The sequence below is a fragment of the Halorhabdus salina genome (genome assembly GCF_013839425.1).
GTDB classification, from domain to species: Archaea; Halobacteriota; Halobacteria; order Halobacteriales; family Haloarculaceae; genus Halorhabdus; species Halorhabdus salina.
Map to the genome: position 1 here is coordinate 1 of NZ_JACDNP010000002.1, position 12,618 is coordinate 12,618.

Below are 12,618 nucleotides of genomic sequence, written 5' to 3' on the forward strand. Positions count from 1 at the left end.
TATACATTGGCCAATCAAAATCTTCTTCGAAGTACCACCGCCATTGACTATGAACTGATCTTTCATCAACTGAGACACCAGATTCTTCTGAAGTCTCAATTTCAAAAGGCAACCAGGAAAGTAGGTCTATCTCCTCCTGAGAAGATTCAGCGTCCTCCACTCTGAGAAGGCTGATGTAGCGTGTATCCGGTAAAAAGATGTAGAGTCTGTTACCTGCCCGAAGGAGTTTCACGATATCCTCGGCAGGCGGGAATTCGACTGACTGAGGGATACGGCTGTTGGGGGTAGCAAGCTCGTCTGCATTCTCAATTATACTGTTTAGATTCAGGATGACGGTGTCGTAGTCCTTGATGTTGACAGGCTCTGTCCATTCAGCCTCATCGTGTGGAACTCCAGGGATAGAACCTCCTTTTGTTAGAATCCTCATTCAAATCTCACCCGTCAATATATTCACTCTATCCTCTTCAAGTCATGTCTTCTGGTATAATTGTCGAGTATGAGTTTGACCTGGTCTCCTTTCTGTAGTGCCTGCGCGATACCGGGGTTCACCTATTCTGTGTTTTGTTCGAGGAGTTTTTCCTGTGTTAGAGTGGCGATGAGTAGTAGGCGTTCCTGCCGGGTCATTTCCTGGAAGGCGTTTTTGTAGCGGCTTACTGTCTGGCGCGAGACTCCGGTTTCCTCTGCGGTCTGTGTCTGGTTGAGTCGGGTGATCGCGTCGATGTATCGGGCTGCGTTTTTCCTCTTCAGGTTGTACCTGTTGAGGATTTTGTCGACGTCCATAAGTCTGGGTTGGACAGTTGACGTTTTTATTTGAGGCGGGTTTTAGAGGTCGCCGTGTTGTTTCATGCTGTAGCTGCCGTCCTGGGATATGATGACGTGGTCGAGTACTTCGATGTCGAGGATGTCGAGAGCTTGCTTGATTTCCCGGGTGATATCTCTGTCCTTCTGTGAGGCCTCGTTGTTTTTGCTGGGGTGGTTGTGTACGAGGATGACGGCGGATGCGTTGGTGAGGACGCCGGTCCGGGCCACGTCTTTCACGTCCACTGGGGCTTCCCCTGTGCTTCCGAGGCTGATCAACTTGTCTCCGATTACTTCGTTGTCCGACTTCAGGAAAACCGCGTAGAAGTGCTCCTTAGGTCTGTCTCGAAGGAAGCCGTACTTTTTGGTGACGTCAGTAAGGCTGCTGATCTCTTCCGGTTCCTCGTCTCGAAGTTCTGCGGTTACCTGGATGGTTCCAAGCTCGTAATCCACTCCGGTCTTTCCACCCTCTGATTTACATATTGTAACTTAATTTTATAAATACCTTGACTATTAGTTACATCGTGGTTTAGAAATCAGCACCAGAAACAGGCCCGAACACTTCCACCAGGCCCGGAAAACCAGCCCCGGATCAGGTGACAACACTTCCTTCCTGGTCCGACTGAAGGGTTTGGATCAGGTGGTAAACGTGAACGACTAACTACCGTGTATGGGTTCTCGCACGCGCACAAGAGAAAAGGAGAAGGGTCAGTCCCAGTTGTTGAGTGTTTTCTTCCGGTCTTCTACGGGTGCCTGGTCGTACCGCATCGTTGTTCTTTCCGACTTGTGCCTGAGCTGTGCCTGGGCGGCGGCCAGTCCGCTGTCCCGAGCCATGTAGGTCCCGACTGAGTGCCGGATGCTGTACCACGTCACGTCCCTGTTCGACACCGGGATACTCGCCTCTTCACAGAGCTTCCGCAGTAACCGGTTGAGGGCTTCGGTGCCGTACGGGTTTCCGTACTTGGTGAGCCAGAGTTGGTCCGTATCGGTGTATTTGTCGTACTGTTCTCGTTCCGCGACCCATTTCCTGAGGATGTTGGCGGTGCGGTCGCTGAGGCCGACGTTCCAGTTATCCGTGTTCTTCGTCGAATCTTCCTTCGCGATCCGGAGCATCCCGTTCTCCAGGTCCAGCCAGTCAACCGAGGCCCTACCTACTTCTTTCGGGCGCAGCCCGGCGTCCATCGATACCCAGACCATCGACGGGTACTTCCAGCCGTTCGCACGTTTCCAGTCATCCTTCGATACCTCGGCCTTCGGCTTCTCGAACCTCTGTGCCAGGTGCTGCTTCCACCGGTCCCGTTGCTCCGGGTTTAACGAGTCGTAGTGTGGGATGGACCCGTATTCGAGGACTGCTTCCTTGATCTTCCGTCGTTCATCGCGCGTCAGAAAGTCGCGCGCGTTATGGGTCCCGCTGTTCGAGGAGAACTTGATGCTGCGCTCCCACTCCACGTCCTTTCCCTGGTATCGTTTGAACTTGAACAGAGTCTTCAACGCCTTCTGGATCGACGCCTTGTGCGTGGAACTGTGGTCCTCGTACGCGAGCTCCTTGCTGTACTCCTCCGCGTGCCGCGGCGTCGCCTTCAACGTGTACCCGCCTTCCTGCTCCCAGACCCAGCGGTAGAACTTATCGATCTTGTAGCTGCGCTGGCGCGCGGTATCCCACGCGTAGCCGTTGGCCTTCTCCGGGTCCTTTCCCAGGTTGAGAATCCACTTGATCAGCTGTTCCCGGAACTCACGGTAGTCTGTCAACTGGCGTTGATTAAGTACTTCCTCCGAGTTTTCAGGGACGACAACGATACCATCAATCTGCTTGCGTTCTTGCGACATCAACTCTTCACCCCCGAACCCTTGTAAACGGTGTTCGGCCTAGCGCTAGAGCTAGTAATCCTGACAGTTTTTATAACCCGGGGACGGGACCGGGGTGCTGTACGCCTACCCACGTTGTAAGCTTTCGAACGCACATTTCCATCTCTGAAGAAATCCGGAAAACGAAGGGTAGAACGCTTCTACAGTGCGCCGGCCGGGAATTGAACCCGGGCTATGAGCTTGGGAAGCTCATGTCCTACCACTAGACCACCAGCGCTCGTTCACTGCGTTCGCAAACGGAATTTGCGATGCGGTCGCACTTGAACGTAGCGCTTCAGCACGACGCCAGACAACGGAGGGCGTCACGCTACTGATTGCCGATCGAACAAGGTCGAACGATGCTTGTGCAGCAATATCGCGCCAAAGAGTGCCTATTTGGTTCTCGAACACCAAACGTCATACATGTCAGAATCCGAGTCGATAGCGAGAGCGGAGTCACCGCTTGACTTGCAGCTGTCCGACGAGGAGTTGGTGATCCACAAAGACCACATCACCGACTTCATCGTAAAGCAGGTCGAGGATGCGGGCGTTGACGGCACTGTACTTGGACTGTCGGGCGGCGTCGATAGCTCGGCGGTGGCGTACCTCGCCGTCGAGGCACTCGGGGCAGAGAACTTGCACGGGCTGGTCATGCCAAGCGAAGTCAACGATCCCGAAACGATGAGCGACGCCGAGCGTGTCGCCGAGGACCTTGGGATCGAGTACGATGTCGTCGAGATCGAGCCAATCGTCGAGACGTTCCTCGACGCGTATCCAGACGCCGAAGGCGACCGGATGGCGGTTGGTAACGTTCGCGTGCGGGCACGGGCCGTCTTGAACTACCTCGTCGCCAACAGTGAGAACGGACTCGTCCTGGGGACAGGTAACCGGACCGAATCCCTAACGGGCTATTTCACGAAGTACGGTGACGGGGCCGTCGACTGCCACCCGATCGCGAACCTGTATAAACAGCAGGTCCGCCAGCTGGCCCGGCACCTGGGCGTGCCCGAGGACATCGCCTCTCGGACCCCCACCGCGGGGATGTGGGTCGATCAGACTGACGAAGGGGAATTAGGAGTCGAGTATGACACCATCGATTCGATTCTGGCGCTCCACATCGAAGGCGGTGTGGGGGCCAGCGCGACGGCTGACATCGTCGGCGTCGAGCAGTCGGTGGTCGAGCATGTCCGGGACCTGTACGATCAGAGCGCCCACAAACGAGCAACGCCGCCGACGCCAGCGTCCCTGTAGCGCGGTTCTGACGGCAATATTGTCCGCAAACTGGAGGACTGAATGGTAAATAGAGGGGGCCTTTCCAAAGGTCTTTGACTTTCCCACCGCTACATATGGGTAATGCAGGAAGCCGCGGTGGTTCGTCGGGCCGCCACGGACGCTATCGAAGATGTCGGGCCCGAACAATTGCACGATCGGATCGTCTCCCGTCTGGAAGGCAGTGCCATGATTGCTGGAGTGCTGACGGTCCAGTGTGCTCGAGCCGTCCTCGAACGCCGAGCTGCCGGAACGGCCCGGGCTGTCATCGATCACCCCGACGATCCGCTGACCGACGCCGTCGCCAAGCGGGCGGTCGGCGTGCAACTGATCTACGAAGGACTCGGCCTGACACGGACACTCGCTCAAGATCCACCGTGGCCCGCCGACCAAAAAGACGAGGGCGATCTGGACGTCCTTATCGCCGACATCCTCGTCGCTCGCGGGTTCTATCTGCTTGCCCATACCGAGGCCTCCGATGAAGCAGTGACCACCGTCAGAGCGTTCGGTCGCGACCAGACCGTCCGACGGGAAACTGACGATACCTCACTCGATCGAAATCTGGAGGCTGACGTCTTCGAGTTGGCGACCGTCGCCGGGACGACCGCGGTCGGTGGCCAACCGTCGCCAGGACTCCGCGAGTACGCGAATTCCCTGGCCGACGGGGCGCTGGCAAACGGTGGTCGGCCCGAGTTCTCGACCGATCGGCTGTCCGAACTCGTCTCGATCGATTCGACCGGCTGCGACGGCGTCCGGACCTCAGCTGATCATTGAAATCAGCTAAAACCGTGTTCTCGTGTTACCCCGAGTCACGGCAGGTGGCTTTCATCACATTCATATACGGCTGTGTAGTAAAGCCGGATGCGGGAGACGGAAAGTGAAATACACGCCGTGCGCCTGGGTAGCTTAGCGGTAAAGCGCGTCCTTGGTAAGGACGAGACCCCGGATTCAAATTCCGGCCTAGGCTTTCTGCGAGGAACGAACGTGAGGAGCGAGTGCTACAACCGGAATTTGAATCCCTGGAAGACGAGCGAAGTGAGTCTTCCTCCGGTTCAAATTCCGGCCGAGGCCCATTCTGAAGTGTTTCCGCGAAACAATTGGTCCTCTCGTCACTATCCGGCGAGTGCCGCGCCGAGCCCCTGTCGAGTCCAGTGCCGACAAATAGCCTAATCTCTGGTGGGCTCTCAAGGGCAGGGGAGAATGTGGTCAAACATGGCGAGTCCGGATAGTCGCGATATTGTGTATATCGCAAAATATAATTGGGCCGTAGCCACTACCGTATGGTACCGATGGCAATACTCGACGAAGACGATAAATCCGAAGTCAAAGAAGTCCTCGAAGGCTTATCCGAGCCGATCGACATTCACGTGTTCACGGATGACGACTGCCAGTATTGTGAGGAGACTGTATCACTGATCGAAGACGTGGAATCGCTAGCCGACGAGATCGACCTGCAAGTCCACGACATGGAGGATCCACTGGCCGCCGAACTCGGTGCCGACCAGTACGATGGCGGGCCGGTGACGGTCATCACCCGCAAGGATGTCTCCGGTGTCCGGTACTTCGGTATCCCGTCGGGCCAGGAGTTCAGTTCGTTCCTGCAGGATCTCGTTGCCGTGTCGACAGGCGAGACGGAACTCGACGAGAGCGTTCGAGAGGAACTACAGGCAATCGACGAACCAGTCGAAATCACGGTGTTCGTGACGCCGACCTGCCCGCACTGTCCGCGGGCGGTCCAGACGGCCCACAGCCTCGCGATCGAGAACGAACACGTCGAGGCCAACTCCGTCGAATCTCAGGAGTTCATGGAACTCTCCCAGGAGTTTGGCGTCCGTGGCGTCCCACAGATCAACGTCAACGGGACCGACGGCGAGTTCACGGGCGCACTACCCCCACAACAGTTCCTCCAAGAGGTCAAACAGGCACTCTAGGCGGATCTTGGGGCGTTCTTCAGCCCCCCGCCCGATCGAATCCCTTAATCCGCCACGCCGAGTAAATCCAACCGGCAGCGGGAGGCCGGTTCCCGTGCCCGAGAAGTCAATTTCGTTCCGACGCAGTCGGAACGCGGCCAACGGGCATGAGGAAAGTCCCCCCACCGTCCGGGCAGGCGACCGGGTGCAAACCCGGGGCGGGAGACCGTCGGCACTGGAACAGCAACGAGACCCCTCGTCCCGACCGATGAGGTGTGCGAACCCCGAGCGAGAAAGGTCGTCGGATCGACCGCCGCAAGGCGGCCGCTCTGCGGGCGACTAAGTGACGGGGAGTGAACCCACCGAGGGCGTTCGTGTCGGCATTGCCGACACGCTGACGGACGAGAACGGATGGAACGGCGAATCCTCGCCGGTGCAAGTCCGTGCGACAGGTAGTCCGGACACGGCACGGACGCACAGCCGAATGCCGGCTCGAACAGAAGGGGGCTCACTCCCCGCAGCCATTCACACATCGAGAGTGACAACACCTGCACCAGAACGATTTACCGCTCGCCCGTCCGGGAGCTATTTATGAGGAATTAATTCACGAAAGCCAAGCATGATGTGGGAGCCGTGCGGAACCAGCAAGTATGGACGTACTCATTATCGGCGGCACGGGCGTCATTTCGACTGGAATCACTCGACAGCTCGTGGAGTCGGGCCACGACGTGACGATCTTCAATCGGGGAGAGACAAACGTAGAGATTCCCGACGGCGTCAAGCGGATTCACGGGGATCGGTTCGACTACGACGCCTTCGAGAACGCTGTCAGTGGCGTCGACGTCGATGCAGTCATCGATATGATGTGCTTCTCCCCCGAAGACGCCGAGAGTGACATTCGAGCCTTCGGTGAGGAGGTCGAGCAACTAATCTTCACGAGCACGATCGACGTCTACGCCCGGCCGCCCGAACGCAATCCCGTCACCGAGGACGCCGCCCGCAACCCGGCCGTCAGCGAGTACGGCGCACAGAAGGCCGCCGCCGAGGATCGGTTTCGCGAGGCCGAGAGCGACGGGGCCTTCGATGTGACCATCATCCGCCCGTGGAGCACGTACGGCGAGGGCGGTCCAGTGCTGCATACGTTCGGGATCGAAACCGATTACATCGAGCGGATTCGCCAGGGCAAACCGATCGTCGTCCACGGCGACGGGACCTCGTTGTGGGGTCCGTGCCACCGCGACGACGTCGCCCGGGCTTTCGTCAATGCAGTCGGCAACGAGGCCGCCTACGGCGAGACGTATCACGTAACCAGCGAGGAAGTCATCTCCTGGAATCAGTACCACCGCCGGGTCGCGTCGGCCCTGGACGCACCCGAGCCCGATCTGGTACACATTCCGACCGACATCCTGCGAGACGTGGCACCGGACCGGACGGAGATGCTCCGGGACCACTTCCAGTTCAGCACGGTCTTCGACAACAGCAAGGCCAAACGGGATCTGGGTTTCGAATACACGATCGACTTCGAAACTGGTGTCGAGCGAACGGTGGCGTGGCTTGAAGTCCACGACGAGATCGAGAGCGGGGAAGACAACGCCTTCGAGGACGCATTGATCGACGATTGGCGGGAGTCGACCGCCGAATTCCGCGAGCAGTTCACGTGGAACGGCCAATGAGGAGGACAGGGGAAATAAGTGAATCGGGCCGGTAGCATCACTAAGTACATGGCCGACCATGAGGTTGACCTCTCAGCGCCAGACAGGGATGCGCTGAAAGTCTTGGTCAACGAGTATGCAGAATCAGACGGACCCGTCAAGAGCAGTCAACTCGCGGATGTCCTTGATCGTTCCGAGGGGTCGATCAAAAACCAGATGCGGGGGCTAGCCTCGTTGGGCCTCGTCGAAAGTATCACGGGACCAAAAGGTGGGTACGAACCGACCGAGCTGGCGTATCAAATTCTCGGCCGGGACCCCGAGAAAGAGACCGAAGAGGTCACCCTCGCGGGCAACTACGATCGGATCGACGTCACGATCGAATCGATTACGCTCTCGAACGTCCATCACCCGACTGAATGCCGAGCGCGCGTTCAGTTACGGCAACTGCTCGATGACGTCGGCGTCGGTGATCCGATCGTTCTCGGCCCGACCCCCGAATTCGATCTCGTAGTCCTGGGCGAAGTGACTGACGTGCTCGGCAGCGGTGAAGCGTTGCTGGTCGACGTCGCACAGATGGAAGCACCCTTCGAAGAGCCCAGTCAGTAATACGAGCGGGCGGCTGACAGTCTCACGTCACCCGGCGGCGTGGTGGGACGTGCATGGGCACGACCGCCGGTGAGTCTCGGCCATCGCCGTCACCGACGACAGTCATCTCTCGACGGATCGATGCTACGAGTGACACAATGTGGAGTACAAAACCGAAGAGAGACAGCGTCAGGCAGACGCAGCCACGGAAGCGTCCAGGGTCGCCTCGATGTCGTCGCCGATCTCCTGGATCAGCGTCGGCACCGCTTCACTCACGGCGTCGGTCATCCCCTCGCCGTACTCGAAGGGGTTCTCGACCTCGATAGCGAAGATGGTGATTTCGGGCATGGATTGGCCCATCGCCTCGCCCAGCGTCTGGAGCGTCCCAAGCCCGACGTTGTGGGTCGCCAGCCCACCCGAATCGTCGCCGGGTTCGACCTCGCTCGGGGAGAACTCGTAGTACTCACCGGGCGTGCCCCCGTCGGTCTTGATCGCGTCGACCAGGAACACCTGATCGTAGCCGCTGAGTTCCTGGATGAGCATCAGCCGGCCGGAGGTGTAGGTCTCGACGTCGATATCGTCGTCAAAGCGGTCTGCAAGCGCGTCGGTCACTTCCAGCCCGACCACGTCGTCGCGCTTGATGTCGTTGCCCAGACCGAGTAGCAGTGCATCCATGAGTGGAGTTTGGTGTCCGTTGTCCGTCCGCTCTCAGCGGCTGATCTCGTCGAGCGTCTCGCCGTCCTGTTCGAGAGTCACTTCCAGGGGCATCTCGCCGATGGAGTGGGTCGAACACGAGAGACATGGGTCATAACACCGGATGACGCTCTCCATCTTGTTGAGAATGCCCTCCGGGATCTCCGGGCCGTCGATGAACGTCTCGGCGGCGGAGGTGACGCCCTGGTTCATCGCGCCGTTGTTGTGCGTCGTGGCAACGATGAAGTTGGCATCCTCGACGATCCCGCCGTCGTCGATCGTGAACTCGTGGATGAGTGTGCCACGCGGGGCCTCGATGACGCCGACGCCCGTGCCGGCTTTCGGCGTTGTCTGGACGTTCGTCATGCCCTCGTAGACGTCGTCGTCTTCGAGCAGTTCCTGGATGCGCTCAACACAATGCAACATCTCGATGAGGCGCGCCCAGTGGTAGTAGGTAGATCGCTCGTGGACGGCACCGTCGGCGGCATCCATAAACTCGACCCACTCCTCGCGGGCCTGCGGGGTTGAGATGTCGTCGACAGCGTTCAAGCGGGCCAGTGGGCCAACGCGGTACTGGCCGTCCTCGAACCCGTGGTCCTTGTAGTAGGGGAACTTGAGGTAGCTCCACTCCTTTGCGCGCTCGGCGATGATGTCACGATAGTCGCCGTCGTCGATTTCCTCAAGACCGTCACCCGCCTCGTCGACAAGTCGAATGTCTCCGTCGTAGTGTTCAAGGCCACCCTCCTCAGTCACCAGTCCCATGTACCCGGTCGGATACGTTGCATAATCCAGCGTGTCCGGATCCATGTCCGCGAAGATATCCTGCAGCAGATCGATCGTCTCTCGGAGATATTCGGGGAGGGGCTGGCTCTCCTCGAGTAACTCCTCGCCGTCCTCGCGGTCGAGGGTGTTCGAGACGCCACCCGCCACGGCGAAGTCGGGGTGAACCTTCTTCTCGCCTAAGGCGGCGATGACGTTCTGGCCGAAACTCCGTAGGTCGATCCCGCGTTCGGCCAGCTGTGGGTTCTCCTCCAAGACGCCCTCGATGTTGCGCTCGGCGGGATCGGCGTCGTAGCCGAGCACCAGATCGGGACTGGAGAGGTAGAAAAAGCTCAAGGCGTGGCTCTGGAGGACCTGGCCCATGTGGAGCAGCTCTCGGAGCTTGTGGGCACTCTCGGGAACGTCGGCATCCATGACGTCGTCGGCGGCTTTGGCCGCGGCCAACTGGTGGCTGACCGGACAGATGCCACAGATGCGGGCGGTGATCTCGGGCATTTCCCAGATCGGGCGACCCTCGACGAACTCCTCGAAGCCACGGAATTCCGTGACGTGGAACTGTGCATCCTCGACACTCCCCTCGTCGTCGAGATGGATGGTGATCTTGCCGTGCCCCTCGACGCGCGTGACCGGATCGATGACTTCCTTCTTGCTCATTGTTGTCCCTCGTTAGTCGTACTGCAGTTTGTCGCCTTCGATCTCGGGGGTCTCCCCGCGAGCCAGCGCTTCGAGGCTCTCTTTCATGACCTCGGCGTCGGGCGGACACCCAGGCACGTAGACATCGACGTCGATGTACTCATCGAGCGGCCGGGCGTCTTCGAGTAGTTCGGGGACGCCCTCGTCGTCACCGAAAGGCACCTCGCTCTCGTCGTCGGCCTTCTCCGCAAAGGTCGCTTCTAACATTTCGTCGCGATCCTGGTAGTTGCGCAGCGACATGATCCCGCGCAGTGCAGCACAGTCGCCCCAGGCGACGACCGTATCGCAGTTCTCACGGAGTTCCTCGGCGACCTCGACGTTTTCCTCGTTGGTGACGACGCCCTCGGCGATGCCGACGTCGGCCTCCGGGACGCCCTTCTCGTCGACGATCATGTGACTGGCAACGATGTCGACCTCTTCAACGAGGTCAATTAGCCCGTGATCGACGTTCAAGAACTCCATATGACAACCCGAACAGCCGCCCAGACACACCGTCGCGACGGTCGTCCGGTCGTCCTGTGTGTCGACCTCAGCTTGTGCGCTCATGCGGCCACCTCCTGTAGGTCCGCGAGAAGCTCGCGGTCTGAATCGATCTCTCCGCGAGGGTCGAGGACGCGTTCGATTGCGCGGTCCTCGCCATCGGCGTCGACGATCGTTCCCTCGCGCTCGAACCAGTCCAGGGCTGGAATTACGACGTCGGCGATCTCCGTCAGGGCCGACGCACGGGTCGCGTGGACGATCGCGGTGTCGGCCTCGCGGGCAAGCTCGATCGACCGATCGAGATCATCGTCGCGGTCGTCGGCGGCCAGCAGGTACGCAACGTCGGCGTCCGTCTCGAGGTCGTCGGTCGGGACGTTCGCGACTGCGCTATTTCTTCCCGGCCCGAGGCTGAGAACCTCGTTGTCGCTGGTTGCCGCGAGACCGAAGATGTCGACCATCGTCTCGGCGTCCTCGACCGCGGGACCGAGAACGAACGTCGCGTCCCCGGACAGCTGGAGAGAGACATCGACGATGTCCTCGACGGTCCCATCGGCGAGTGCCTCGGTACCCCCCTCGAAGACGTCGGTCACCTGCTCGGTTACCGTCGCAGCCGGGGCCGCAAGTTCGATCGAGTGATCGGCGAACCGTTCGAGGCGATCCTCGCCGTCGTCGATTGTGACCAGCGTCGTCTCGCCGTTGGCCGCCCGGCGGACGTATGAGGCGACGACTGGATGGCTTTCGACGATTCCCGTATCGTAGACCACCAGCGTGTCACTGTCCTCGAGATCGTGCAGCGAGTCGACGAGGAGGTCGGCCGTCTCGACGTCGAGTTCCGCTTCGAGCGCCGAGAGAACCTCCGATTCGAGTGTGGCACGTTCGGCCCCGGGAATCTCCAGGCTGGCGTCGTACGCCGCGAGTGCCTCGGAAAACGCCTCTAGGGTCTCGGTCGGTAGGCGATCGGAGGCGAACGCGTTGACCCCGTTTGCCCCGGCCAAGGTGGCACTGGCCCGATCGATCGCGTCTTCGAGACTGACCGTCTCGCCGTCGACCTGTGGCTCGACGAGCCGCTCGCGACCGTCGGCGAGCAATTCGAAGCGCCCCATCTCACACAGCTGGCCGTCGGCCGGGCCGTCCTCGTTGCCTTCGATCTTGACGATCCGCCCGGAGTTGGTGTACACGTCGAGTTCACAGCCGACCGAACACTCACTGCAGGTCGTCGTCTCGACCTCGCAATTGCGCTCACGGCCCTTATACGCCGACAGCGGGCTGTACAACGCGCCGGTGGGGCACGCTTGCACGCAGGACCCACAGGAGACACAGGACGACTCGCCAAGCGAGACATCGTCGTCGACGACGATCGTCGTCTCCCGGCCACGGTTCCCGAAGTTCAGCGTGCCGTTGCCGACGATCTCGTCGCACGTCCGGACGCAGCGACCGCAGCTGATGCAGCGGTCGAGATCCATCGTGATGTATTCGTTCGAAGCGTCCGGCTCGATGTCCGGATACTCGAGGGGAACGCGACTGCTGTCGAGGCCGGCCCGGTTGAACATGTCCTCGAGTTCGCAGTCGCCCTCCATTTCGCAGTACATGCAGTAGTGGTTCTGATCGGCGAACATCATCTCAAGCATCGTTCGCCGGTGGGTCCACAGCTCGTCAGTTTCGACGGAGATCTCCATGCCGTCCTGGGCAGCCGTCGTGCAGGCGGTCTCGTTGCGCTCGCCGTCGACCTCGACCAGGCACATCCGGCAGGCCCCGACGTTCGAGAGGTTCGCGTGTTCACACAGCGTCGGGATATCGATGTCAGCCTCCTTGGCTGCCTCCAGAATCGTCTGTCCGTCGCGTGCCTGTACCTCCTGGCCGTCAATTTCGAGAGTGACGCCCGTCTCGGCCTCACTCTGGGTTGCCTTGCTCAT

The 12,618-nt window shown here is 59.8% G+C and carries 13 protein-coding genes, 2 tRNA genes and 1 other RNA gene; 7 read left to right on the plus strand and 9 right to left on the minus strand.

All coding sequences use genetic code 11. The features are described from left to right. From HZR20_RS02745 to HZR20_RS02765, 5 genes are all read right to left on the minus strand, one after another. A partial coding sequence (locus HZR20_RS02745) for a hypothetical protein (protein ID WP_181685070.1) occupies nucleotides 1-427 on the minus strand: 427 nt, incomplete at its 3' end. A gap of 122 nt (nucleotides 428-549) precedes the next feature. Further along, nucleotides 550-780, minus strand: coding sequence for a helix-turn-helix domain-containing protein (locus HZR20_RS02750; protein WP_181685071.1), 231 nt, complete (start codon nucleotides 778-780; stop codon nucleotides 550-552). A 42-nt stretch (nucleotides 781-822) separates the two neighbouring features. Further along, nucleotides 823-1,251, minus strand: coding sequence for a JAB domain-containing protein (locus tag HZR20_RS02755; RefSeq protein ID WP_181685072.1), 429 nt, complete (start codon nucleotides 1,249-1,251; stop codon nucleotides 823-825). 255 nt (nucleotides 1,252-1,506) lie between these two features. Then, the gene (locus tag HZR20_RS02760) at nucleotides 1,507-2,625 is read right to left on the minus strand and encodes a tyrosine-type recombinase/integrase (protein WP_181685073.1); all 1,119 of its coding nucleotides are present in this window, start codon (nucleotides 2,623-2,625) and stop codon (nucleotides 1,507-1,509) included. Nucleotides 2,626-2,810: 185 nt separating this feature from the next. Beyond that, a tRNA-Gly gene (locus HZR20_RS02765) sits at nucleotides 2,811-2,881 on the minus strand. A 185-nt stretch (nucleotides 2,882-3,066) separates the two neighbouring features. Here HZR20_RS02765 and HZR20_RS02770 point away from each other — a divergent pair. The 7 genes from HZR20_RS02770 (at nucleotide 3,067) to HZR20_RS02800 (ending at nucleotide 8,080) form a co-directional block, all read left to right on the plus strand. Next, complete coding sequence (locus HZR20_RS02770; RefSeq protein ID WP_181685074.1) at nucleotides 3,067-3,894, plus strand: NAD+ synthase; 828 nt, start codon at nucleotides 3,067-3,069, stop codon at nucleotides 3,892-3,894. A 102-nt stretch (nucleotides 3,895-3,996) separates the two neighbouring features. After that, nucleotides 3,997-4,686 carry a DUF7114 family protein gene (locus tag HZR20_RS02775; RefSeq protein WP_181685075.1) on the plus strand — a complete coding sequence of 230 codons (690 nt, stop codon included), beginning with the start codon at nucleotides 3,997-3,999 and terminating at the stop codon, nucleotides 4,684-4,686. Between the two features lie 121 nt (nucleotides 4,687-4,807). Then, nucleotides 4,808-4,879: transfer RNA gene (locus HZR20_RS02780), tRNA-Thr, on the plus strand. Nucleotides 4,880-5,201: 322 nt separating this feature from the next. Continuing rightward, nucleotides 5,202-5,843 (plus strand): protein disulfide oxidoreductase, encoded by a 642-nt coding sequence (gene pdo, locus HZR20_RS02785; RefSeq protein ID WP_181685076.1) that lies wholly within the window; start codon nucleotides 5,202-5,204, stop codon nucleotides 5,841-5,843. Between the two features lie 73 nt (nucleotides 5,844-5,916). Next, nucleotides 5,917-6,345, plus strand: an RNA gene (rnpB, locus tag HZR20_RS02790) — RNase P RNA component. 127 nt (nucleotides 6,346-6,472) lie between these two features. Beyond that, complete coding sequence (locus HZR20_RS02795) at nucleotides 6,473-7,495, plus strand: NAD-dependent epimerase/dehydratase family protein (protein ID WP_181685077.1); 1,023 nt, start codon at nucleotides 6,473-6,475, stop codon at nucleotides 7,493-7,495. A 48-nt stretch (nucleotides 7,496-7,543) separates the two neighbouring features. Beyond that, nucleotides 7,544-8,080 (plus strand): Rrf2 family transcriptional regulator, encoded by a 537-nt coding sequence (locus HZR20_RS02800; RefSeq protein WP_181685078.1) that lies wholly within the window; start codon nucleotides 7,544-7,546, stop codon nucleotides 8,078-8,080. Nucleotides 8,081-8,248: 168 nt separating this feature from the next. Here the strand turns inward: HZR20_RS02800 and HZR20_RS02805 are convergent, their stop codons facing one another. The 4 genes from HZR20_RS02805 to HZR20_RS02820 are packed head-to-tail and all read right to left on the minus strand — an operon-like array spanning nucleotide 8,249 to nucleotide 12,618. Beyond that, nucleotides 8,249-8,734, minus strand: coding sequence for a hydrogenase maturation protease (locus tag HZR20_RS02805; RefSeq protein WP_181685079.1), 486 nt, complete (start codon nucleotides 8,732-8,734; stop codon nucleotides 8,249-8,251). Nucleotides 8,735-8,767: 33 nt separating this feature from the next. Then, nucleotides 8,768-10,186: a Ni/Fe hydrogenase subunit alpha gene (locus HZR20_RS02810; RefSeq protein WP_181685080.1), complete on the minus strand. Its 1,419-nt coding sequence runs from the start codon at nucleotides 10,184-10,186 to the stop codon at nucleotides 8,768-8,770. Between the two features lie 12 nt (nucleotides 10,187-10,198). Beyond that, complete coding sequence (locus tag HZR20_RS02815; RefSeq protein ID WP_181685081.1) at nucleotides 10,199-10,771, minus strand: NADH-quinone oxidoreductase subunit B family protein; 573 nt, start codon at nucleotides 10,769-10,771, stop codon at nucleotides 10,199-10,201. Next, the gene (locus tag HZR20_RS02820; protein WP_181685082.1) at nucleotides 10,768-12,618 is read right to left on the minus strand and encodes a 2Fe-2S iron-sulfur cluster-binding protein; all 1,851 of its coding nucleotides are present in this window, start codon (nucleotides 12,616-12,618) and stop codon (nucleotides 10,768-10,770) included. The genes HZR20_RS02815 and HZR20_RS02820 overlap by 4 nt, the downstream gene beginning before the upstream one ends.

What these genes read in the sequence shown, in the direction of transcription:
- HZR20_RS02770 (WP_181685074.1), top strand. Translation starts at nt 3,067, where the DNA reads ATGTCAGAATCCGAGTCGATAGCGAGAGCGGAGTCACCGCTTGACTTG.
- HZR20_RS02805 (WP_181685079.1), bottom strand. Translation starts at nt 8,734, where the DNA reads ATGGATGCACTGCTACTCGGTCTGGGCAACGACATCAAGCGCGACGAC.
- HZR20_RS02750 (WP_181685071.1), bottom strand. Translation starts at nt 780, where the DNA reads ATGGACGTCGACAAAATCCTCAACAGGTACAACCTGAAGAGGAAAAAC.
- HZR20_RS02820 (WP_181685082.1), bottom strand. Translation starts at nt 12,618, where the DNA reads ATGAGCAAGGCAACCCAGAGTGAGGCCGAGACGGGCGTCACTCTCGAA.
- HZR20_RS02815 (WP_181685081.1), bottom strand. Translation starts at nt 10,771, where the DNA reads ATGAGCGCACAAGCTGAGGTCGACACACAGGACGACCGGACGACCGTC.
- HZR20_RS02810 (WP_181685080.1), bottom strand. Translation starts at nt 10,186, where the DNA reads ATGAGCAAGAAGGAAGTCATCGATCCGGTCACGCGCGTCGAGGGGCAC.
- HZR20_RS02795 (WP_181685077.1), top strand. Translation starts at nt 6,473, where the DNA reads ATGGACGTACTCATTATCGGCGGCACGGGCGTCATTTCGACTGGAATC.
- HZR20_RS02775 (WP_181685075.1), top strand. Translation starts at nt 3,997, where the DNA reads ATGCAGGAAGCCGCGGTGGTTCGTCGGGCCGCCACGGACGCTATCGAA.
- HZR20_RS02800 (WP_181685078.1), top strand. Translation starts at nt 7,544, where the DNA reads ATGGCCGACCATGAGGTTGACCTCTCAGCGCCAGACAGGGATGCGCTG.
- pdo (WP_181685076.1), top strand. Translation starts at nt 5,202, where the DNA reads ATGGCAATACTCGACGAAGACGATAAATCCGAAGTCAAAGAAGTCCTC.
- HZR20_RS02760 (WP_181685073.1), bottom strand. Translation starts at nt 2,625, where the DNA reads ATGTCGCAAGAACGCAAGCAGATTGATGGTATCGTTGTCGTCCCTGAA.